The sequence below is a fragment of the Halopseudomonas sp. L-58 genome (assembly GCF_056859475.1).
On record NZ_JBSXON010000042.1, the window covers coordinates 1 to 20,506 of the forward strand.

Annotated in this window: 19 protein-coding genes; 13 read left to right on the forward strand and 6 right to left on the reverse strand. The window is 62.5% G+C overall.

Annotated features, from left to right (window positions below; genetic code table 11):
- Window positions 1–337: 337 nt before the first annotated feature.
- From AC13EY_RS04190 to rpmE, 3 genes are all read right to left on the reverse strand, one after another.
- Window positions 338–1,600 (reverse strand): malic enzyme-like NAD(P)-binding protein, encoded by a 1,263-nt coding sequence (locus AC13EY_RS04190; RefSeq protein WP_088276140.1) that lies wholly within the window; start codon window positions 1,598–1,600, stop codon window positions 338–340.
- Window positions 1,601–1,730: 130 nt separating this feature from the next.
- On the reverse strand, window positions 1,731–2,549 hold the full coding sequence (locus tag AC13EY_RS04195) for a thermonuclease family protein (RefSeq protein WP_228247028.1): 819 nt from the start codon (window positions 2,547–2,549) through the stop codon (window positions 1,731–1,733).
- Between the two features lie 7 nt (window positions 2,550–2,556).
- On the reverse strand, window positions 2,557–2,769 hold the full coding sequence (rpmE, locus tag AC13EY_RS04200; RefSeq protein WP_088276158.1) for a 50S ribosomal protein L31: 213 nt from the start codon (window positions 2,767–2,769) through the stop codon (window positions 2,557–2,559).
- A gap of 221 nt (window positions 2,770–2,990) precedes the next feature.
- Here rpmE and AC13EY_RS04205 point away from each other — a divergent pair, with 221 nt between their 5' ends.
- The 10 genes from AC13EY_RS04205 to AC13EY_RS04250 all read left to right on the forward strand — a co-directional run bounded on the left by AC13EY_RS04205 (window position 2,991) and on the right by AC13EY_RS04250 (window position 15,639).
- A complete protein-coding gene (locus AC13EY_RS04205; protein WP_228247029.1) occupies window positions 2,991–5,207 on the forward strand; it encodes a primosomal protein N' in 2,217 nt (738 codons plus the stop codon).
- A 494-nt stretch (window positions 5,208–5,701) separates the two neighbouring features.
- Window positions 5,702–7,447 (forward strand): arginine--tRNA ligase, encoded by a 1,746-nt coding sequence (gene argS / locus AC13EY_RS04210; protein ID WP_228247030.1) that lies wholly within the window; start codon window positions 5,702–5,704, stop codon window positions 7,445–7,447.
- Window positions 7,448–7,451: 4 nt separating this feature from the next.
- Window positions 7,452–8,024 (forward strand): SPOR domain-containing protein, encoded by a 573-nt coding sequence (locus AC13EY_RS04215; protein WP_228247031.1) that lies wholly within the window; start codon window positions 7,452–7,454, stop codon window positions 8,022–8,024.
- Between the two features lie 123 nt (window positions 8,025–8,147).
- Entirely contained in the window at window positions 8,148–8,678 is a 531-nt protein-coding gene (gene hslV, locus AC13EY_RS04220; RefSeq protein WP_088276135.1) for an ATP-dependent protease subunit HslV, read from the forward strand.
- A gap of 19 nt (window positions 8,679–8,697) precedes the next feature.
- Complete coding sequence (gene hslU / locus AC13EY_RS04225) at window positions 8,698–10,038, forward strand: ATP-dependent protease ATPase subunit HslU (RefSeq protein WP_228247032.1); 1,341 nt, start codon at window positions 8,698–8,700, stop codon at window positions 10,036–10,038.
- A 108-nt stretch (window positions 10,039–10,146) separates the two neighbouring features.
- Complete coding sequence (locus AC13EY_RS04230) at window positions 10,147–10,527, forward strand: gamma-butyrobetaine hydroxylase family protein (protein WP_228247033.1); 381 nt, start codon at window positions 10,147–10,149, stop codon at window positions 10,525–10,527.
- 184 nt (window positions 10,528–10,711) lie between these two features.
- Window positions 10,712–12,394, forward strand: coding sequence for a class II poly(R)-hydroxyalkanoic acid synthase (gene phaC, locus AC13EY_RS04235; protein ID WP_228247034.1), 1,683 nt, complete (start codon window positions 10,712–10,714; stop codon window positions 12,392–12,394).
- A gap of 24 nt (window positions 12,395–12,418) precedes the next feature.
- A complete protein-coding gene (gene phaZ / locus AC13EY_RS04240; protein ID WP_088276131.1) occupies window positions 12,419–13,285 on the forward strand; it encodes a poly(3-hydroxyalkanoate) depolymerase in 867 nt (288 codons plus the stop codon).
- 106 nt (window positions 13,286–13,391) lie between these two features.
- Window positions 13,392–15,017, forward strand: coding sequence for a PHA/PHB synthase family protein (locus AC13EY_RS04245; RefSeq protein WP_228247035.1), 1,626 nt, complete (start codon window positions 13,392–13,394; stop codon window positions 15,015–15,017).
- 7 nt (window positions 15,018–15,024) lie between these two features.
- On the forward strand, window positions 15,025–15,639 hold the full coding sequence (locus tag AC13EY_RS04250) for a TetR/AcrR family transcriptional regulator (RefSeq protein WP_228247036.1): 615 nt from the start codon (window positions 15,025–15,027) through the stop codon (window positions 15,637–15,639).
- A 75-nt stretch (window positions 15,640–15,714) separates the two neighbouring features.
- On the opposite strand, the gene AC13EY_RS04255 is transcribed toward AC13EY_RS04250, so the two are convergent.
- The 3 genes from AC13EY_RS04255 to AC13EY_RS04265 all read right to left on the reverse strand — a co-directional run bounded on the left by AC13EY_RS04255 (window position 15,715) and on the right by AC13EY_RS04265 (window position 17,360).
- Window positions 15,715–16,458, reverse strand: a complete 744-nt coding sequence (locus tag AC13EY_RS04255) for a phasin family protein (protein ID WP_228247037.1) — start codon at window positions 16,456–16,458, stop codon at window positions 15,715–15,717.
- A 20-nt stretch (window positions 16,459–16,478) separates the two neighbouring features.
- Window positions 16,479–16,889, reverse strand: coding sequence for a phasin family protein (locus AC13EY_RS04260; RefSeq protein WP_228247038.1), 411 nt, complete (start codon window positions 16,887–16,889; stop codon window positions 16,479–16,481).
- Window positions 16,890–17,084: 195 nt separating this feature from the next.
- Window positions 17,085–17,360: a polyhydroxyalkanoic acid system family protein gene (locus tag AC13EY_RS04265; protein WP_228247039.1), complete on the reverse strand. Its 276-nt coding sequence runs from the start codon at window positions 17,358–17,360 to the stop codon at window positions 17,085–17,087.
- Between the two features lie 160 nt (window positions 17,361–17,520).
- On the opposite strand from AC13EY_RS04265, the gene ubiE reads away from it, so the two are divergent.
- The 3 genes from ubiE to ubiB are packed head-to-tail and all read left to right on the forward strand — an operon-like array spanning window position 17,521 to window position 20,500.
- Window positions 17,521–18,282 carry a bifunctional demethylmenaquinone methyltransferase/2-methoxy-6-polyprenyl-1,4-benzoquinol methylase UbiE gene (gene ubiE / locus AC13EY_RS04270; protein WP_228247040.1) on the forward strand — a complete coding sequence of 254 codons (762 nt, stop codon included), beginning with the start codon at window positions 17,521–17,523 and terminating at the stop codon, window positions 18,280–18,282.
- Window positions 18,282–18,905 carry a ubiquinone biosynthesis accessory factor UbiJ gene (locus AC13EY_RS04275; RefSeq protein WP_228247041.1) on the forward strand — a complete coding sequence of 208 codons (624 nt, stop codon included), beginning with the start codon at window positions 18,282–18,284 and terminating at the stop codon, window positions 18,903–18,905. Before ubiE ends, AC13EY_RS04275 begins: the two co-directional genes overlap by 1 nt.
- Complete coding sequence (gene ubiB / locus AC13EY_RS04280; RefSeq protein ID WP_228247042.1) at window positions 18,902–20,500, forward strand: ubiquinone biosynthesis regulatory protein kinase UbiB; 1,599 nt, start codon at window positions 18,902–18,904, stop codon at window positions 20,498–20,500. Before AC13EY_RS04275 ends, ubiB begins: the two co-directional genes overlap by 4 nt.
- Window positions 20,501–20,506 lie beyond the last annotated feature (6 nt).

Sequence of the window (20,506 nt, forward strand, 5' to 3'; positions counted from 1 at the left end):
CGTCTTTCGAACAACCCTTTCGAGGTGGCGCATTCTACGCCATCTCGCCGAACTGTCAAGCTTCATTTTAAAGCTAACTTATTGATTAATAAGCGCTTTAAGCGAAGCATCCTGCCCGACGAGGAGGCGAATTATAGGCCCGTCAGATTTTCCGTCAAGCCTTTTTTCAGCAATTCACACCGAACGATAAATAAGCCGCTTGCAGGCGTTGCGCCTGCGACGACCAGTCCGGCCGCAGACCAAACCTGCAACCCGCAACTCACACCCACCCGAACAACGAGACGACTGCGCAGGCACAAAAAAACCCGCCGAAGCGGGCTTTTCTTGCACCAAGCGCTTACTTCACGTCTTCAACAGACTTCAGCGGGTAGTGCGCCGGATAAGGCAGAGTCGCCACACCGGAGTCGATGGCAGCTTGCGCAACGGCAGCCGGCACCTTCTCGATCAGGCGAATATCCATCGGCTTCGGAATGATGTACTCACGACCGAATTCCAGAGCAATCCCGCCGTACGCTTCGGAAACGTAGTCCGGCACCGGCTCTTTGGCCAGTTCGCGGATAGCGTGAACCGCAGCGATCTTCATTTCTTCGTTGATGCGGGTCGCGCGAACGTCCAGGGCACCACGGAAGATGAAGGGGAAGCCCAGAACATTGTTAACCTGGTTCGGGTAGTCGGAGCGGCCAGTAGCCATGATCACGTCAGGACGCGAAGCGTGAGCCAGCTCGGGATCGATCTCCGGATCCGGGTTCGAGCAGGCAAACACGATCGGATTTTCAGCCATCAGCTTCAGCTCAGCCGGTTGCAGCAGATTCGGGCCAGACAGACCAACGAATACGTCAGCACCTTTCATGGCGTCGGACAGGGTGCGCTTGTCAGTCTCGGTGGCGAAGATGGCCTTGTACTCGTTCAGGTCATCACGGCCAGCGTGGATCACGCCCTTGCGGTCGAGCATGTAGATGTTTTCGGTCTTGGCGCCCATGCTGACCAGCAGCTTCATACAGGCGATAGCAGCAGCACCGGCACCCAGGCAGACGATCTTGGCGTCTTCGATGGTCTTGTCGGCCAGTTCCAGCGCGTTGATCATCGCGGCTGCGGTTACGATCGCAGTACCGTGCTGGTCATCGTGGAATACCGGAATGTCGCACTGCTCAATCAGCGCGCGCTCGATTTCAAAGCACTCGGGCGCCTTGATGTCTTCCAGGTTGATACCACCGAAGGTGCAGGAAATGCGCTTGACGGTATCAATGAAGGCTTGCGGGCTTTCGGCTTCAACTTCGATGTCGAATACGTCAACGCCTGCAAAGCGCTTGAACAGAACACCCTTGCCTTCCATAACCGGCTTACTCGCCAGCGGGCCGAGGTTACCCAGACCCAGAATGGCAGTACCGTCAGAGATAACGGCAACCAGGTTACCCTTACCGGTGTATTTGTAGGCGTTTTCCAGATCCTTGGCGATTTCACGCACCGGCTCTGCTACACCCGGGCTGTACGCCAGAGCCAGATCGCGGGCAGTCGCGGTCGGCTTGGTCAGTTCAACGCTCAGTTTGCCTGGACGCGGGTTGGCGTGATAGGCGAGTGCATCAGTTCTCAAATCAGACATGGTCACTATTTTCCGGTCAGGTTGCTCATGCGGACGACGGAGAGTACATAAAACGAAACACCCTCGCAAGGTTATTCACGAGATCAATGTCAAGGACATTCTCTTACAACTTTGAGTCATCTTGACGTTGTCAGTCACTGCTGAACAGATGTAGCTGAGCGGGGTGGCGCAGGCTGATCATGTAGCGGCGAAAACCGTTTTGCTGTTCGCGACGGTCAACTACCCAGCCACGCACTTCAATCTCTCGCCCAACCCAACTGGCGCCCGGCGCAGACGCAAAGTTCACCAGGTCCCGGCGGTCCAGCCTGAGCGTCAGCGACCCTTCCAAGTCGATCCAGATCGCCTGACGGGCCTGACTGACCGCAACGACGCTGCCACGCAGCAACTGAAAGCCACCACGATCAAGGTGCGTCACCGGGCGCACCACACCAGACTGCCAGAGCCCTCGCCGAGCCTGACGCGCATTCGCCTCAGCCGCCAGGTGGCACTCGGCCAACGCATCATTGGGCGGAATGACGACCGCATAACCAAGACCGGACTGCAGCAGCTCCGCCTCAACGCTGCGGCCGTGGCTGTCGAACAGGTAGCCCAGCGTACGACCGTAATGATCCCGCGGATCATCACCGACCTTGAGCTGCAGCGACTCGCCGCTGACCAGCGCCAGCAGCTCGCGCCGCGCGGCCTGCGCCCAGGGCTCCGACGCCTTGCCGTCACGCCCGATCTCGGGGGTATTGATACCCGCCAGCCGCAGCCGGCGACCATCGGTCAAACGCAAGGTGTCGCCATCAGTAACGCTGCGTACAGACACCGTCTCAACGCCCGGCGGCATGACGCAGGAAGCCTGTGGCGGGTCAGCCTGAACGCAGCCAGCCAGTAAACTGCAGGCAAGAAAAAAGGCGCCCACAAGGGACGCCTTCTTTTCGTTCGCCAGAACCACAAGGGCCTGCATGGCAAACTTACTTGCTGCTGACCGCACCAAAGCGAGCCTTGAAGCGCTCGATACGGCCGCCGGTGTCCAGAACCTTCTGCTTACCGGTGTAGAACGGGTGGCACTCGGAGCAGACGTCCAGGTGGATCGGAGCGCACAGGGTGGAACGGGTCTTGATCACCGCGCCGCAGCTGCAGGTCGCTTCGATTTCTTCGTACTTCGGATGCAAATCAGCTTTCATGGTATGTCCTCGGTTGGTTTGTGCCGCCACCGGATCAACCTGATCGGGCACCGCACTCTGAATCTGTTCTACCAGCCAAGTGACTGCATGCCACAAGCGGCGCATACAGAGTGACCGGAAAATAGGCCGGCGATGATAACAGAATCCGCCAGTGAAGCAAGCACCATTGTTTTGCGCCCGTCGGTGGTAACATCAGCGCCACGCCCCATGGAGTGATCTGCGTGACCGGACCTATCCTGCAAGTTGCCCTGCCCTCGCCGCTGAGACGCCTGTTCGACTACCGCGCGCCGCGGGGAGTCAGTGCGGCCGACCTGCAGGTGGGCCAGCGGGTTCGCGTACCGTTCGGCAATCGCGCCATGGTGGGCATGATTGCCGGCATCAGTGACCACACCGAGGTACCGGCCAATCGACTCAAGCCCGCCGAGGCACTACTCGACCTGACGCCAGTTCTGCCCGACAGCCTCTGGCGCCTGTGTCTATGGACCGCGCGCTACTACCAGCACGGCCTGGGCGATACTCTCAGTGTCGCCCTGCCGGTCCTGCTGCGCCAGGGCGAACCGGCGTTAGCCCGTCAGGACCAGCTCTGGCAGCTGCAGCCCGGCGCCTACCCCGAGCACCCGGCGGTGCAACGTGCGCCCAAGCAAAAGCAGGCGGTGCAGATTCTCGCCCAGCATTCGCATGGCCTGTCCCACGCGCTGATCGGTCAATGGGGGCTGAGCCGCGACACGCTGGTTACCCTTGAGAGCAAGGGCCTGGTACAGCGCATTGAGCGCTCACCTCACCATGTCGCCGAACCGCTGCCTTTATTAAGGCAGGCGCACCTTACTGCCAACGCCGAACAGCAGGCGGCACTGGACGCGATTCTCGGTGCCGAGGGCTTTCATACCTGGCTGCTGGAAGGGGTAACCGGCAGCGGCAAGACCGAGGTCTATCTGCAGGCCATTGAGCGCTGCCTGCTCAGCGGCCACCAGGCGCTGGTACTGATCCCGGAGATCGGCCTGACCCCCCAAACCCTGAGCCGCTTTCAACAGCGCTTCAGCGCACCGGTGGTGATTCTCCATTCCGGCCTGAATGATCGCGAGCGACTGGATGCCTGGATCGCTGCCCGCGACGGCGACGCATCCATTGTTATTGGTACCCGCTCGGCGATCTTCACCCCGCTGGCGCGGCCCGGCCTGATCATCGTCGATGAGGAACACGACCTTTCCTATAAACAGCAGGACGGTCTGCGCTACAACGCGCGGGATCTCGCGGTCTACCGCGGCCATCTGGAACAGGTCCCGGTGATCCTCGGCTCGGCGACGCCATCGTTCGAGAGCCTGCACAACGTGCAACAGGGCCGCTACCGGCACCTGCGCCTGACCATTCGCGCCGGCAATGCCAAGGCCCCAACCTTCCAGTGCCTCGACATCCGCAGTCGCCCACTGGAAGGCGGCCTCTCCCGCCCGTTGACCGAGCTGGTCGGCGAACACCTCAAGCGCGGCAATCAGGTCCTGGTGTTCATCAACCGCCGCGGCTTTGCCCCGACCCTGATGTGCCACGACTGCGGCTGGATTGCCGAGTGCCGGCGCTGCGACGCGCGCATGACCGTGCACCAGTCGCCGCCGCACCTGCACTGCCATCACTGCAACAGCCAGCGCCCGCTCGATCGCCACTGCCCCAAATGCCAGAGCGAGGACCTGCGCCCGCTGGGTGCCGGCACCGAGCGCACCGAGGAGTTCCTCAAGGAACGCTTTGCGCACATCGACGTACTGCGCATTGATCGCGAGAGCATGAGCCGCAAGCGCGCCATGCAGGACATGATGGACACCATCCAGAGCGCTAGGCCGTGCATTCTGGTCGGCACCCAGATGCTTGCAAAGGGGCATCACTTCCCCAACGTCACCCTGGTCGCCATTCTGGACGCCGACGGGGGGCTGTTCTCCGCCGACTTTCGCGGCCCCGAGCGCATGGCACAGATGATTACCCAGGTCGCCGGACGCGCCGGACGCGCCGAAAAGCCGGGGCAGGTGATCATTCAGACCCACATGGCCGAGCACCCGCTGCTGATCGAACTGACCGAACGCGGCTACCCGGCGATTGCCGAGCGCGAACTGGCCGAGCGCGAAATGGCCCAGCTGCCGCCCTATCGTTTCATGGCGCTGCTGCGCGCCGAAGCCAATCAGGCCAGCGCCGCCGAGGACTTTCTCGAAGCCGCGCTGGAGCAGGCCGAGATGCTGATCGGCCAACACAACCTGCCGGATATCGACCTGCTCGGCCCGGTCCCCTCACCCATGGAACGCCGCGCCGGACGCCACCGCGCCCAACTGCTACTGCAAGCGGCCCAGCGCTCAGCCCTGCACCAACTGGTGCACATGCTGCTGCCAATGCTGGAACAGCACCCGCAGGCGCGCAAGGTGCGCTGGTCGATTGATATTGATCCGCTGGATATGTTTTAGAAGGGTGACACCAGGCTGGCTGACAGACAAAGAACCATCGCCCGGTATTTGCATCGCGCTGCGGTTGAGCCATCAGAAAGAGGGCGCAATGCGTGAAGACTGCACGGACCCACTCCCCGTTTACGCGGGCGAGTAGCGCAGGACTGGCAGGAAAAAGGACGGCAGCCTGTTTGACGCTCGAAGAGCCGAGTTCTGCCGGCCCCTGCCAAGCCGAGCAACGCAGCTAACCCGCAGGGCCGCGTAGCTGGGTGCCCGGGGGATCGCTAAGGGGGGCTGGGCAAGCAGCCCCCCCTTGGCTCGCCGTAAAAGGCGAAAAGCAAACTCGACAAAAGCACCTTGCAGAGAACGATCACCCTTGTGCAGCCACCGCAGAGCTACATAAAGCCCGCGCCAGCCGCAACGACAAACCCCAACCGACCACAGGGTTTGGCAAGCCGCCCCATAAAACGGATAATGTCGGGTTTTCACTGGGCACCTGCCGGATACTCCATTAAATGAAGAACCTGATCAGCCAACTGCTTGCCGATGCTGTAGACCGCCTCAAGGCCGACGGCGTCCTGCCGACCGACCTTTCGCCCTCCATTCAGGTCGAGAACGCGCGCGACAAGGCCCACGGCGACTTCGCCAGCAACCTGGCGATGATGCTGGCCAAGCCGGCCGGCATGAAGCCGCGCGATCTGGCCGAGAAGCTGATCGCCGCCCTGCCCGCCCATCAGGCGGTGGCGTCGGTCAACATCGCCGGCCCGGGCTTTATCAACTTCTTCCAGGATGCCGGCTGGCTGGCCGGTCAGCTTGAAGCCGCGCTGGCCGACCCGCAACTGAGCGTGCGCGCCGAGGTTCCCGCCCAGCGCGTCGTCGTCGATTACTCCTCGCCAAACCTGGCCAAGGAGATGCACGTCGGCCATCTGCGCTCCTCGATCATCGGTGACGCCGTTGCCCGCATCCTAGAATTCCTCGGCCACACCGTGATCCGTCAGAATCATGTGGGCGACTGGGGCACCCAGTTCGGCATGCTGCTGGCCTATATGGAAGAGCACAGCGTCGACGCCGAAGCCGAGCTGGGCGATCTGGAGAATTTCTACCGCCAGGCCAAGAAGCGCTTCGACGAGAGCGAAGACTTCGCCGCCCGCGCGCGCCAGCGCGTGGTCGACCTGCAGGCTGGCGAGCCATCCTGTCTCGCTCTGTGGGAACGCTTCAACAGCATTTCCCTCGGCCATTGCCAGGCCGTCTACGACCGCCTCGGCGTCAGCCTGACGCCCGCAGATGTGCGCGGCGAAAGCGCCTACAACGCCGATCTGCCGGGCATCGTTGCCGATCTGCGTAGCGCCGGTCTGCTGACCGAGAGCGATGGCGCCCAGTGCGTATTCCTCGAGCAGTTCAAGAACGCCGAGGGCAACCCGCTGCCGGTGATCGTACAAAAGGCCGGCGGCGGCTATCTGTATGCCACCACCGACCTGGCCGCCATGCGCTACCGCCATGCCGAGCTGCATGCCAACCGGGTGCTGTACTTTGTCGATCAGCGTCAGGCGCTGCACTTCCAGCAGGTGTTTGCCGTAGCGCGGGCAGCCGGCTTTGTTCCCGCCGACATGCAACTTGAACACATGGGCTTCGGCACCATGAACGGTGCCGACGGCAAGCCGTTCAAGACCCGCGACGGCGGCACCGTCAAGCTGGTCGACCTGCTGGACGAGGCAGAGCAGCGTGCTCTGCGCCTGGTTAAAGAGAAGAACCCGGAGCTGCCGTCCGACGAGCTGCGCGCCATCGGCACCGCCGTGGGTATCGGCGCGGTCAAGTACGCCGACCTCTCCAAGCACCGCAGCAGCGACTACAGCTTCAACTTCGACCTGATGCTGAGCTTCGAGGGCAACACCGCGCCCTACATGATGTATGCCTATACCCGCGTTGCCAGCGTATTCCGCAAACTGGAGCGCAGCATGGATTCGCTCGCCGATCTGGCTCCTATGGCTCTGGTCGAGCCGGCCGAGACCGAGCTGGGCGCGCATCTGGCGCAATTCAACGCCACGCTGAATTACGTTGCTCGCGAAGGCACCCCGCACGTACTCTGCACCTATCTGTACGAGCTGGCCGGTCGCTTCTCCAGCTTCTATGAACAGTGCCCGATCCTCGCAGCGGACAGCGAGACCCAGCGCGACAGCCGTCTGCGCCTGGCAGCACTGACCGGCCGTACCCTCAAGCAGGGTCTGAACCTGTTGGGCATCAACACTCTGGAGCGTATGTAAGGGCATGGCAAAAGGACGCAAAGCCCCTCGCCGCGGCGCCAGCCGCGCGCAATCAGCGCCACGGCGCAAAGGCATTCCCGGCTGGTTGTGGCTGATCAGCGGACTGGTGATTGGTGTGTTCGTTACCTTCCTGCTGCAACTCGAACCGGGCCGCGAGGGGGTCCGACGCTCGCCCGAGCCACCCAAGCCAAGCAACACACCCGCCGCGCCCCCAACGACGCCCAAGCCGCAGTACGATTTCTACACCCTGCTGCCGGAGTCCGAGGTCAGCACTCCGCAGCAGGCGACGCAGACTACGCCGGCACCAACACCGGCGCCCGAGGCCAGCAAACCGGCCTCAAGCGGGCCATCCTATTACCTGCAGGCGGGCTCCTTCCGCCAGCGTTCGGATGCCGACCAGCTGCGCGCGCAGATCCTGCTGCTGGGCATGGACGTGAAACTGGAGAACGCCACCATCAATGGCGACCAGTGGTACCGCGTTCAGGTTGGCCCGTTCAACAACAAGGACAGCATGACCCAGGCCCAGCGCACCCTCAGCGGCAACGGCTTCAGCAACCTGCTGCCGCAACAGCGCTGAGCCTCTCGCGCCCGTTGCTCGGGCGCATCCAGCTTTGCCTTGAAATCCTGATCAGTGCCCCCAGATCAGGATGCAAGGCAGCGATCCTGCCACTTTTTCCCCACAGCCAACCAGGAGTTGCGCGTGACTACAATCGTATCCGTACGCCGCCACGGCAAGGTCGTGATCGGTGGTGACGGCCAGGTATCCCTCGGCAACACCGTCATGAAGGGCAACGCCCGCAAGGTACGCCGCCTCTACAAGGATCAGGTCATTGCCGGTTTCGCCGGTGGTACCGCCGATGCCTTTACCCTGTTCGAACGCTTTGAAGCCCAACTGGAAAAACACCAGGGCAACCTCGTCCGCGCCGCCGTCGAGCTGGCCAAGGACTGGCGCACCGACCGCGCCCTGCGCAAGCTGGAAGCCCTGCTTGCCGTCGCCAACAAGGACGCCTCGCTGATCATCACCGGCAACGGCGATGTCATCGAGCCTGAAGAAGGGTTGATCGCCATCGGTTCCGGTGGCCCCTACGCGCAATCCGCCGCGCGCGCCCTGCTGATGCACACCGAGCTGTCTGCTCGCGAGATCGTCGAAACCAGCCTCAACATTGCCGGCGACATCTGCATCTATACCAACCGCAACCTGACTATCGAGGAGCTGGACGCCAATACCTGAGGCGACCGGATTCAACCCCATGTCCATGACACCCCGTGAGATCGTGCACGAGCTGGACCGACACATCATCGGTCAGCAGGATGCCAAGCGCGCCGTCGCCATCGCCCTGCGCAACCGCTGGCGCCGCCAGCAGCTGCCCGAGGCGCTGCGCAATGAAGTCACCCCGAAGAACATCCTGATGATCGGCCCGACCGGTGTCGGTAAGACCGAAATCGCCCGTCGCCTGGCGAAACTGGCCCAGGCACCGTTCATCAAGGTCGAAGCCACCAAGTTCACCGAGGTGGGGTACGTCGGCCGCGACGTCGAATCCATCATCCGTGATCTGGTCGATGCCGCCATCAAGCTGCTGCGCGAACAGGAGATGACCAAGGTTCGCTACCGCGCCGAAGACGCTGCCGAAGAGCGCATCCTCGACGCCCTGCTGCCCGGCGCCCGCCCGGCTACCGGCGACCAGCCGGAGCGCACCGACAGCAGCACCCGTCAGCTGTTCCGCAAGCGCCTGCGCGAAGGCGAGCTGGATGACAAGGACATCGAGATCGAGGTTTCCGATGCGCCGGCCGGCATCGAGATCATGACCCCACCGGGCATGGAGGAGATGACCAGCCAGCTGCGCGACATGTTCTCCAACCTGGGCAAGGGCAAGAAGAAAACCCGCACCCTCAAGGTCCGCGATGCGCTCAAGCTGGTGCGCGATGAAGAGGCTGCGCGCCTGGTTAATGAAGACGACCTGAAGACCCGCGCGATCAACGCCGTCGAGCAGAACGGCATCGTCTTCCTCGACGAGATCGACAAGGTCAGCAAGCGCGCCGACAGCGGCAGCGGCGCCGACGTTTCCCGCGAAGGCGTACAGCGCGACCTGCTGCCACTGATCGAAGGCTGCACGGTCAACACCAAGTTCGGCATGGTCAAGACCGACCACATCCTGTTCATCGCCTCCGGCGCCTTCCACCTGACCAAGCCCTCGGACCTGATTCCCGAGCTGCAGGGCCGCCTGCCGATTCGGGTTGAACTGCAATCGCTGACGCCGAGCGACTTTGAGCGCATCCTGACCGAACCGGATGCCTCGCTGACCGAGCAGTATCGCGCTCTGATGGCGACCGAGAACCTGAACATCGAGTTCGCCCCTGATGCCGTCAGCCGCCTCGCGGAAATCGCCTGGCAGGTCAACGAGAAGACTGAAAACATCGGTGCCCGTCGTCTGCACACGGTGCTGGAGCGCCTGCTGGAAGAAGTCTCGTTCAGCGCCGCCGATCTGGCCGCCAAGCACGACGATCAGCCGCTGGTTATCGACGCCGCCTACGTCGACAGTCACCTCGGTGAGCTGGCCGTCAACGAAGACCTGTCACGCTATATTCTTTAACTCAAGCCGCAAGCTTCAAGCGGCAAGCGAACAGCAGATCGTGCGCGCCATGCGATCTGCTTGAAGCTTGAAGCTTGAAGCTTGAAGCTTGAAGCTCAGGACTCTGCCATGCCTGCACCTATCCCGACCCGCATCAAGTTGCACAAGGCCTCGCGCACGCTGGAGCTGGGATATGCCGACGGTCGCAGCTATCAGTTGCCCGCCGAATACCTGCGCGTGCTGTCACCCTCTGCCGAGGTGCGCGGACATGGCCGTCCCGTCCTGCAGACCGGCAAGATCAACGTTGCCCTGGTCGGCGTCGAGCCAGCCGGGCGCTACGCCCTGAAGCTGGTGTTTGATGACGGTCACGACAGCGGCCTCTACAGCTGGGACTATCTCTACCGCCTCGCCACCGAACAGGCGCAGCGCTGGCAAGCCTACCTTGACGAGCTGCACCAGACTGGTGCATCGCGCGACCCTGACGTCAGCGCAATCCGCTTCATCCCCTAACAGGGCGCTCGCCTCAACACCTGTTTGACATATGGCTCTGATTTAGTTGACCTGCCTAAAAAGGCGTTAACAGCAATCAAGCCGCATGCTAACGTGTCTCAAGAATGCGACACCAACAAGCTGGTTCAATTCTTGCTGGACTGCATTCGGAGCGGCTTCCCTGCCTCAGACTGGAGCGTTGAAAATGGGCGATAAAACCAATAATGAAAATCTGGCCAACAAGGCCAGCGAACATATTCTCGGCCCCAACCCCGTGGTTGGTGTTCCGGCACGTGATCTTGTCAGCACTGCCCGCATGGTGCTGAGGCAAACTGTCAAACAACCGCTGCACAGTATTCGCCATCTGGGTCGCCTCGGCATGGCGGTGACCGATGTGATGCTCGGTCGCTCGCAACTGGCTCCCAGTGCCGACGACCGCCGCTTTGTGGATCCGACCTGGAGCCAGAACCCGCTGTACCGCCGTTACATGCAGACCTATCTGGCCTGGCGCAAGGAACTGAACAGCTGGATTACCAGCTCCGATCTGTCGGCCCAGGACATAAGCCGCGCCCAGTTTGTCATCGCCCTGATGACCGAGGCTATGTCGCCGACCAACACCGCACTCAATCCGGCTGCACTCAAGCGCTTTTTCGAGACCGGCGGCAAGAGCATCCTCGACGGTCTCACCCACATGGCCAAGGACATCGCCCACAACGGTGGCATGCCAAGCCAGGTGAACATGAATGCCTTCGAGGTCGGCGGCAACCTGGCCACCACTCGCGGCTCGGTGATTTTCCGCAATGAGGTGCTGGAACTGATCCAGTACAAGCCACTGACCGAAGAAGTCTATGAACGCCCGGTGCTGGTGGTACCGCCGCAGATCAACAAGTTTTACGTCTTCGATCTGTCACCCGACAAGAGCCTGGCCCGCTACCTGGTCAGCAACCATATGCAGGGCTTCGTGGTCAGCTGGCGCAACCCGACCAAGAGCCATCGTGAGTGGGGTCTGAGTACCTACATCGACGCCCTCAAGGAAGCCGTCGACGTGGTACTGGACGTGACCGGCAGCAAGGACCTGAGCATGCTTGGCGCCTGCTCCGGCGGCATCACCACCGTCTCCCTGCTCGGCCACTACGCGGCGCTGAAGGAAAAGAAGGTCCACTCCTACACCCTGCTGGTCAGCGTGCTGGATACCGAACTCAAGACCCAGGTCGCGCTGTTTGCCGACGAGCGCTCAATTGAGGCCGCTCGCCGCATGTCCTACCAGAGCGGCGTGCTGGAAGGCCGCGACATGGCACGCATCTTTGCCTGGATGCGCCCCAACGACCTGATCTGGAACTACTGGGTCAACAACTACCTGCTGGGCAACGAACCGCCGGTATTCGACATCCTGTTCTGGAACAACGACACCACTCGCCTGCCGGCCGCGTTGCACGGCGAATTCCTGGAGATGTTCAAGACCAACCCGCTGACCCGCCCCGGCGCACTGGAAGTCAGCGGCACGCCGATCGACCTGAAGCAGGTCAAGAGCGACTTCTTTGTCATTGCCGGGCTAAACGATCACATCACGCCATGGGAATCGTGCTACAAATCAGCCAAACTAATGGGCGGCAAGTGTGAATTCGTACTGTCCTCCAGCGGCCACATCCAGAGTATTCTTAATCCGCCAGGCAACCCCAAGGCGCGCTTCTTTACCAGCGGCGACATGAGTGGCGATGCCAAACACTGGCTGGAAACCGCGACCAAACAGTCCGACTCCTGGTGGCAATACTGGCGGGACTGGCTGCATGCCCGCGGCGGCAAGCGCAAGCCGGCCCCTGCGGTGCTTGGCAACGAGTCGTATCCGGCGCTGGAGCCCGCACCCGGCACTTACGTACACGAGCGCTGATCGGCGCAAAACTGAGAGCAGCCCATGCCGCAGTCCATCATATTTCGCACCATCGAGCTGGACGGTCAGTACCTGCGTACAGCCGTTCGCCCGGGCTCAAGCTCGCTGCCTCCGCTGCTGATCTTCAATGGCATTGGCGCCAACCTGGAACTGGTGTTTCCGTTCATCGAAGCGCTGGACCCGGACCTGGAGGTCATCGCCTTCGATGTGCCCGGTGTCGGCGGCTCATCCACGCCGATGACGCCGTTCCGGTTCCCCGGTCTGGCCAAGCTGGCCGCACGCATGCTCGACTACCTCGACTACTCCCAGGTCAACGTCATCGGCGTGTCCTGGGGGGGCGCGCTGGCGCAGCAGTTTGCCTACAGCCACCCCGAGCGTTGCAAGAAGCTGATTCTGGCGGCTACCTCGGCTGGAGCCGTAATGGTCCCCGGTCGGCCGGCCGTACTGATGAAGATGGCCAGCCCGCGGCGCTACATTCAGCCTTCGCACGGCGTCACCATCGCCCCCGATATCTATGGCGGCGCGTTCCGCCGCGACCCGCATCTGGCCGAGAAGCACGCAGCCAAGGTGCGATCCTCCGGCAAGCTGGGCTACTACTGGCAACTGTTCGCGGGGCTGGGCTGGACCAGCGTGCACTGGCTGCACAAGATCCGGCAGCCGACGCTGATTCTGGCCGGTGACGACGACCCGATCATTCCGTTGATCAATATGAAGCTGCTGGCCTGGCGCATTCCCAACTCGGAGCTGCATGTGATCGACGACGGCCACCTGTTTCTGGTGACGCGCGCACAGAGTGTCGCTCCGATGATCATGGCGTTTCTGTCAGAGGAGAAACAGCCCGCCGTCATCCGGCACCCTGCCTCCATCAAGCAGGCTCCCGGGCATGGATGATCAGGCACAGCGCCAACGCCAGCAAGGCGCCCTCGACACAGCCCCGTACAGGGCCTGCTTGCGTTAGACTGCGACACGAGACACGGATCTGGATCAGGAACGCTGGATGCCCGAGCACTCACAAGGACGAACGCGCCAAAGCGCTATCGGGCGAGACCTGTCGCAGAGTCTGCTGGCACTGCTGCGCAGCCTGAGCCAACAACCCTGCCACCATGCAGATTACCTGCTCCAAACCCTGGGCAAGGCCCTGCAAGCATTGCTCGGCCAGCTGGATATCGACGTACCGGAGGGCGACCCCCGCTTCAGCCACCCGGGCTGGCAGGCAACCATGCCACAACGCATTTTGCAGCTTTGGTACGCCTGGCAGCAGCCGCTGAACGCATGGCTCAACGGCCTGGAGATGGCTGAGCACGAGCGCGCGCAACTGCGCTGGCTGCTGGAGCAAGTGGCTGCCGCCGCAGCACCCAGCAACAGCCTGCTCAACCCTGAGGTGCTCGACGCCGCCCGCCAAAGCCGGGGTCATAGCCTGTGCCGGGGCGCACATAACCTCTGGACCGACCTGGCCAGCGGTCGCCCCTTTGCCCAACCCAATCTGGATACCCGTCACCTGCTCGGGCGTGACATCGCCTGCAGCCCTGGCCAGGTAATCGCCCGCCACGCCGAGTTCGAGCTGCTTTGCTATCAGCCATTGACTGACCGCGTCCACAACACTCCGCTGCTGATCGTTCCGCCGCCGATCAACCGCTTTTACCTGCTTGATCTGACCCCGGACACCAGTCTGATCCGCCATGCCCTGCAACAGGGGCTGCAGGTCTACCTGATCAGCTGGCGCAATCCCAATCCCAGCCACTGCAACTGGGGGCTGGGCCGCTACGTCAGCGCTAGCCAGCGCGCGCTGAGCGAGTGCCTGCAGCACAGCGCCAGCCCCCAGGCAACACTCACCGGTGTCTGCAGCGGCGGCCTGATCGCTGCCCTGCTCTGCGCCTGGCAGCAGGCCGCAGGCCGCCCTAGCCAACTGAATGCACTCAGTCTGCTGGTGACCCCGCTGGATACTCGCCTGCAGACCGACCTGATGCGCCTGAGCGGCCCGGCAACCCGACAGCGCCTGCGCCAGCGGGTCTGGCGCGACGGCTACCTCGACGCCCGCAGCAGCGGCGCCCTGTTCGGCTGGATGCGGCCGGAACAACTGGTTTGGATACCGGCCGTCACCCGTTACGGGCTGGGCCGCGAGCTGAAGGACTGCCCGGTCAGCACCTGGGGACACGATCACACCCGCCTGCCGGCGCAACTGGTCGAGGACATGCTCGACCTGTTCGACCGCGACCCGCTTGGCCAGCCCGGCAGCCTGCAGGTGAACGGTGAAGCAATCGACCTCAGCGCAGTGACCCTGCCCAGCTGGCATCTGGCCGCGCGTCGGGATCACATCGTGCCTTGGCAAAACACCTACCCCGGTACCCGTCTGGGGGGCGAGAAAGTCTTCAATCTGTGCCACAGTGGCCATATTCAGGGCCTGCTGTGCCCGCCCGGCCATCCACGCGCGCACTTCCAGCACGGCCAGGTCACCTGCGCTTCTGCCGACGCCTGGCTGGCCACAGCCGAAGCACAGCAGGGCAGTTGGTGGTTGGCCTGGACTGGCTGGCTGAAGCGCTACAGCGGCGATCTGATCAGCGCACCGACTCACGCCGATGGCGGCCACGGCCCGGCGCCCGGCCAATACGTTCAACAGCAATGAGTAACCGATGAAGACCCGCGATCGCATCCTGCTCTGCACTCTGGAACTCTACAATGCCGACGGCGAGCCCAACGTCACCACCCTGGACATCGCCAACGAGCTGGAGATCAGTCCGGGCAACCTGTATTACCACTTCAAGGGCAAGGAAGCACTGCTGGAGGCGCTGGTCGATGACTTTCTGCTTTCCACCCACAGCCTGCTGGTCAGCCCAGAAGAACCCGACGATGCCTCACCCGACGACCTCTGGCTGCTGCTGCACCTGCTCTTCGAAGCCATCGCCACTCACCGCTTCCTGTTCCAGGATCTGTCCAACCTGATGGGGCGCTATCCGTTCCTGCGCCATGCCATGCGCCCGTGGTTGGCGGCGCTGCGCAGCCGACTGAATCAGGTGCTGCGGGCCCTGCGCAACAGTGGCCATCTGATCTGCGATGAGGACGCGGAACAGCGCCTGCTTGATGCGCTGTGCCAGACCACCCTGTTCTGGCTCGACTACCAGCGCGTCGCCGGCGACGGCGAGGCCGATGCCGCCGGCGGCGTGCAGCAGATGCTCGGCCTGCTGCGCCCCTGCCTCGACGAGGAGACCGCCGAGTGGATGCAGCTGCTGATCGAGCGCTACGACTGATCGCCCACGCTCACGCAGCCAATAAAAAACCCCGCAATGCCGAAGCAGTGCGGGGTCGGGTACGACGGAGTGCGATCAGGCGCCGGTGGGCTTGTCTGCCGCCGGAGCTGCAGGGGCCGGAGCAGGGGCGGCCGCAGTGGGCGCCTTCACAGCGGGCGTTGCCTTCGGCTTGGCCGGGGCTTTCGGCTTGGCCGCAGCAGTCTTCGCCGCCGGTTTGGCAGCCGGCTTCGGTGCGGCCTTCGCGGCTGGCTTGGCGGCCGGTTTCGCTGCGGGCTTGGCCGCGGGCTTGGCAGCTGCGGTCTTCGGCTTGGCTGCCGGCTTGGCAGCAGGTTTCGCCGCCGGTTTGGCAGCCGCAGGGCTGGCTTTCGGCGCAACCTTGGCAGCCGGCGCCTTGCCGGAAGCCATACCCTGAATCAGCTTGGTCAACTCATCGACCTTGTCGTTCAGCGCCTTCACTTCATCACGTGAGGGCACCCCAAGGCGGGAAACAGCACTGTTGAGACGCTTGTCGAAGGCTTCTTCCAGCTCATTCCACTTGCCTGTCAGCTTGCCCTTGGCCTTTTCGGCCTTGGACTTGGCTTCATCAAGCGGGCTCTTGCCGGCTTTCGCCTTACCCTTGAGGGTGTCGACCTGCTTGTCGATCTCGGCCTTGGCTTTCTTCTCGGCAACCTCTCCGTCCTTGATCAGGGTTTCGAAGAGCTTCACGCCCTCCTTCCCGACCTTGGCGTAGGCACCCAGACCTGCCAGCCAGATCTGCCGCGAATAGCTTTCGATATCCGCAACCCAACTTGGATCCTTGTCCTTCTTTTTACCCGCCATGGAGCAACTCCTCTGTGACCTTACTTGCTTTGCAGCGACTTGAGTGCAGCACTCAGATCATCCAGCTTAGCAGACAGCTGATCAATATCTTTCTTGCTCGGAATACCCATGCGACCGAGGGTGGAAGCAACGCGCTCGTCGAATACTTCTTCAACCTTGCTGAAGCGACCGCCGGTCTTTTCCTGCACCTTTTCCTTGAAGGTTTCGATGCGGCTGTTGGCGGCTTCAACCTGGCTGGCGACCAGTTCCTTGCCCTGTTTCTCGACGGCTTCGCCTTCGCTTACCAGCGCCTTGAAATAGTCCGCACCTTCTTTACCGGCCTTGGCATAGGCACCCAGGCCTGCCAGCCAGATCTGATGGGCGTATTTCTTCACGTCAGCAGCAAAACCAGCGGTGCTTTCTTCAATTTTCTTTGCGGTGTTCTTGGCCATGTTCGTAACTCCAGTTCAGTAGATTGGGATACTGCAATGGACCGGTTACCGATCCTTGGAGACGAACTTACCCAGCAAAATTAGAAAACACATACTAAAAACCGGGACCGGGCAGAGCAGCCTGTCCGCGAGGACGTGCACGCAGGCTCTGGGACAGCCGTTACAGCCGGAGCCTGCGACACGATGACACAGCAATCAAACCAGGTACTTGTCCAGTGCCTTCTGCACTTCGCTTTTCACCATGCCGGCCATCGGCGTGAGCATCATGCCCAGATTGACCTGTACTCGCACGTCAGTATCGGAGACAGTGATGCGGCCATCGGCGCCACTGCGTTTGAAGGTCAACTGGTCACCCTCCCAGCTGCATTTGGCGTCCAGCTTCTGAACCAGCTTGTCAGCCAATTTCTGGGCACGCTGACGCGCTTCTTCCTTGCCCAGGCTGTGTTCGCGGGTAATGTCTACGGTCGGCATCGTTTGTTTCATCCAGTGTTGTTAACAAAGCTCGTCAGCATGCCGCAAATGAGGGCAGCCGTCATCACCCGGGGGAAAACCCGGGCGCGGCAAATGGACTGCGCTTCCGGGTGCAAAAAATGGTTAGAATGGGGCAAATTTTCCAGCGCAGACGGAATCCATGAGCGATCGACACGACAGCGACAAAACCACCCACTTCGGCTATCAGACGGTCGCCGAGTCCGAAAAGGCCCAGCGCGTCGCTGAGGTCTTTCACTCGGTAGCCGCCAAGTACGACATCATGAACGACCTGATGTCCGGCGGCATTCACCGCCTGTGGAAGCGCTTCACGATCGAATTGTCTGGCGTTCGCACCGGCAACCGGGTACTCGACATTGCCGGCGGCACCGGCGACCTGACTCGCCGCTTTGCCAAGCGTGTGGGCCCGACCGGTGAAGTCATCCTCGCCGACATCAATGCCTCCATGCTCAAGGTCGGCCGCGACCGCCTGCTCGATCTGGGCGTCGCCGGTAACGTACGCTTCGTCCAGGCTGACGCCGAGGCACTGCCATTCCCGGACAACTACTTTGACTGCATCACCATCGCCTTCGGCCTGCGTAACGTCACCCACAAGGATACCGCCATCGCCTCAATGCTGCGCGTATTGAAGCCGGGCGGCCGTCTGCTGGTGCTGGAGTTCTCCAAACCCAAGAGCGAGCTGCTGTCCAAGGTCTACGATCAGTACAGCTTCAAGTTTCTTCCCCTGATGGGCAAGCTGGTGGCCAACGATGCCGAGAGCTACCGCTATCTGGCCGAGTCGATTCGCATGCACCCGGATCAGGAAACCCTCAAGGCGATGATGGAAGAAGCAGGCTTTGCCCGGGTCACCTACCACAACATGACTGGCGGCATCGTCGCCCTGCACCGGGGCATCAAACCCTGATGCTGCCGGCTGCACTGCTCAAGGCGGCGGAGCGCAGCATTGCTGCGGCACTGGCCCGTGACAGTGTGACCGCCAGGCGGCTCGGCGCACTGCAGGGCAAATCTGTACTTATCTCGGCCCGTGACCCGGACTGGCAACTCTGGCTGCTGCCAGCCGAGGGCGAGATTGCCCTGCGCAACGCCAGCGAACAGCCCGCCGACTGCGAACTGCACGCGCCCAGTGCCCTGCTTGCCCGCCTGCTGATCAGCAGCGACCGCAAGGCGTTGCTGCAGGAGCCGGACGTCGAGCTGGTCGGCGACAGCCAGGTGCTGGTCACACTGCAGAACATCATGACCGACCTCAGGCTCGACGGTGAGGCCGAACTGGCCCGCTGGCTCGGCCCGGTCGCCGGTCACGCCATCGGCAGCGCGCTGCGCCGCAGCCACCAATGGGGCCGCGAAAGCCGCGCAAGCCTGCGCCAGACCCTGGCCGAGTACCTGACCGAAGAGAGCCGTCAGCTGGTCGGCCAGGCCGAGGCCCGCGCCCGCGCCGAACAGCTGCACGCACTGCGCCTGCAACTCGACCGCCTGGAAGCCCGGGTTGCGTTGCTCACTCCTACCGCACCGGACTCGCCCGACGCATGAGACTCACCGCCTTTTCGCGCCTGCTGCGCATCCTGCATATCTTCGCCCGCTACCGTCTGGACCAGATCCTGCTGGCATTGCCGTTGCCGTGGCTGGCGCGCCTGGCGCTGCAGCTCGGCCCCTGGCGTCTGCGACCGGCCCCGCGCGACCTGAGCCGCGGCGCGCGGCTGCGCAAGGCCTGCGAAGACCTCGGCCCGGTATTCATCAAGTTCGGCCAGATTTTGTCTACCCGCCGCGACCTGCTGCCCGAAGACATCGCCCTTGAACTGGCCCGTCTGCAGGACAAGGTACCGCCCTTCCCAGGCCCCAGGGCCCGTGCACGGATTGAAGAGCAGCTCGGTCAACGCATTGAGGATGTCTTCGCCGAGTTCAGCGACCAGCCGCTGGCCTCCGCCTCGGTAGCCCAGGTCCACGCTGCCCGCCTGAAAGATGGCAGTGAGGTGGTGGTCAAGGTGGTTCGTCCGGGTATTGGCGAAACCATCGATCAGGATATCCAGTGGCTGTTTCTGGCCGCACGCCTGCTGGAGCGCATTTCTGCCGATGGTCGTCGTCTGCGCCCGGTCGAGGTGGTCGAGGATTACGAAAAGACTATCTTCGACGAGCTGGACCTGCACCGCGAAGCCGCCAATGCCTCGCAGCTGCGGCGCAACTTCGAGGGCTCCGAGCTGCTGTATATCCCCCGCATCCACTGGGACTGGTGTCGCCACAAGGTGCTGGTGATGGAGCGGATCGACGGCATTCCAGTGACCGATCTGGCCGCCCTCGCAGACCAGCGCACCGACATGCAAAAACTGGCCGAACGCGGCGTCGAAATCTTCTTTACCCAGGTGTTCCGTGACAGCTTCTTCCACGCCGACATGCACCCGGGCAACATCTTCATCTCCCGCAAGCACCCGTGGGAGCCGCAGTACATCGCCATCGACTTCGGTATCGTCGGCAGCCTGACGCCGGAGGACCAGAGCTATCTGGCGCGCAACCTGATGGCATTTTTCAAGCGTGACTACCGGCGCGTGGCGCAGTTGCATATCGACTCGGGCTGGGTGCCGGCCGATACCCGGGTCAACGAGTTCGAAGCAGCGATCCGCAGTGTCTGCGAGCCGATCTTCGAGCGCCCGTTGAAGGATATCTCCTTCGGCCAGCTGCTGCTGCGCCTGTTCCAGACCGCACGCCGCTTCAACATGGAAGTGCAGCCACAACTGGTATTGCTGCAAAAAACCCTGCTCAACATCGAAGGTCTGGGCCGCCAGCTGTATCCGGATCTGGATCTGTGGAATACCGCCCAGCCCTACTTGGAGCGCTGGATGCGCGAACGCATGCTGCCGCAGCATCAGCTCAAGACCTGGCAACAGCATCTGGAACGCGTACCGGCCCTGATTGATACCACCAACCAGGCGCTGGGAAAGCTGGCCAGAGCGCCCGAGCAACCCCGTGCGCAACAGCGTTCGCGCTGGCCTTTGCAATTGGCCGGGATCGCTCTGCTGGTCTTCGGCGCCAGCGCTCTGGGCGGCGCGGACCCGGCGCTCTGGCTTGACGCCGCCCCGGCCCAGTGGGGCCTGATCGCACTGGGAAGCTGGCTGATTCTGCGCCGCGGATAGTCAGCA

Bases quoted from the DNA above. Each gene is read 5' to 3' on its own strand.
- AC13EY_RS04190 (WP_088276140.1), bottom strand. From the start codon at position 1,600: ATGTCTGATTTGAGAACTGATGCACTCGCCTATCACGCCAACCCGCGT.
- AC13EY_RS04195 (WP_228247028.1), bottom strand. From the start codon at position 2,549: ATGCAGGCCCTTGTGGTTCTGGCGAACGAAAAGAAGGCGTCCCTTGTG.
- rpmE (WP_088276158.1), bottom strand. From the start codon at position 2,769: ATGAAAGCTGATTTGCATCCGAAGTACGAAGAAATCGAAGCGACCTGC.
- argS (WP_228247030.1), top strand. From the start codon at position 5,702: ATGAAGAACCTGATCAGCCAACTGCTTGCCGATGCTGTAGACCGCCTC.
- AC13EY_RS04215 (WP_228247031.1), top strand. From the start codon at position 7,452: ATGGCAAAAGGACGCAAAGCCCCTCGCCGCGGCGCCAGCCGCGCGCAA.
- hslU (WP_228247032.1), top strand. From the start codon at position 8,698: ATGTCCATGACACCCCGTGAGATCGTGCACGAGCTGGACCGACACATC.
- AC13EY_RS04230 (WP_228247033.1), top strand. From the start codon at position 10,147: ATGCCTGCACCTATCCCGACCCGCATCAAGTTGCACAAGGCCTCGCGC.
- phaC (WP_228247034.1), top strand. From the start codon at position 10,712: ATGGGCGATAAAACCAATAATGAAAATCTGGCCAACAAGGCCAGCGAA.
- phaZ (WP_088276131.1), top strand. From the start codon at position 12,419: ATGCCGCAGTCCATCATATTTCGCACCATCGAGCTGGACGGTCAGTAC.
- AC13EY_RS04245 (WP_228247035.1), top strand. From the start codon at position 13,392: ATGCCCGAGCACTCACAAGGACGAACGCGCCAAAGCGCTATCGGGCGA.
- AC13EY_RS04250 (WP_228247036.1), top strand. From the start codon at position 15,025: ATGAAGACCCGCGATCGCATCCTGCTCTGCACTCTGGAACTCTACAAT.
- AC13EY_RS04255 (WP_228247037.1), bottom strand. From the start codon at position 16,458: ATGGCGGGTAAAAAGAAGGACAAGGATCCAAGTTGGGTTGCGGATATC.
- AC13EY_RS04260 (WP_228247038.1), bottom strand. From the start codon at position 16,889: ATGGCCAAGAACACCGCAAAGAAAATTGAAGAAAGCACCGCTGGTTTT.
- AC13EY_RS04265 (WP_228247039.1), bottom strand. From the start codon at position 17,360: ATGCCGACCGTAGACATTACCCGCGAACACAGCCTGGGCAAGGAAGAA.
- ubiE (WP_228247040.1), top strand. From the start codon at position 17,521: ATGAGCGATCGACACGACAGCGACAAAACCACCCACTTCGGCTATCAG.
- AC13EY_RS04275 (WP_228247041.1), top strand. From the start codon at position 18,282: ATGCTGCCGGCTGCACTGCTCAAGGCGGCGGAGCGCAGCATTGCTGCG.
- ubiB (WP_228247042.1), top strand. From the start codon at position 18,902: ATGAGACTCACCGCCTTTTCGCGCCTGCTGCGCATCCTGCATATCTTC.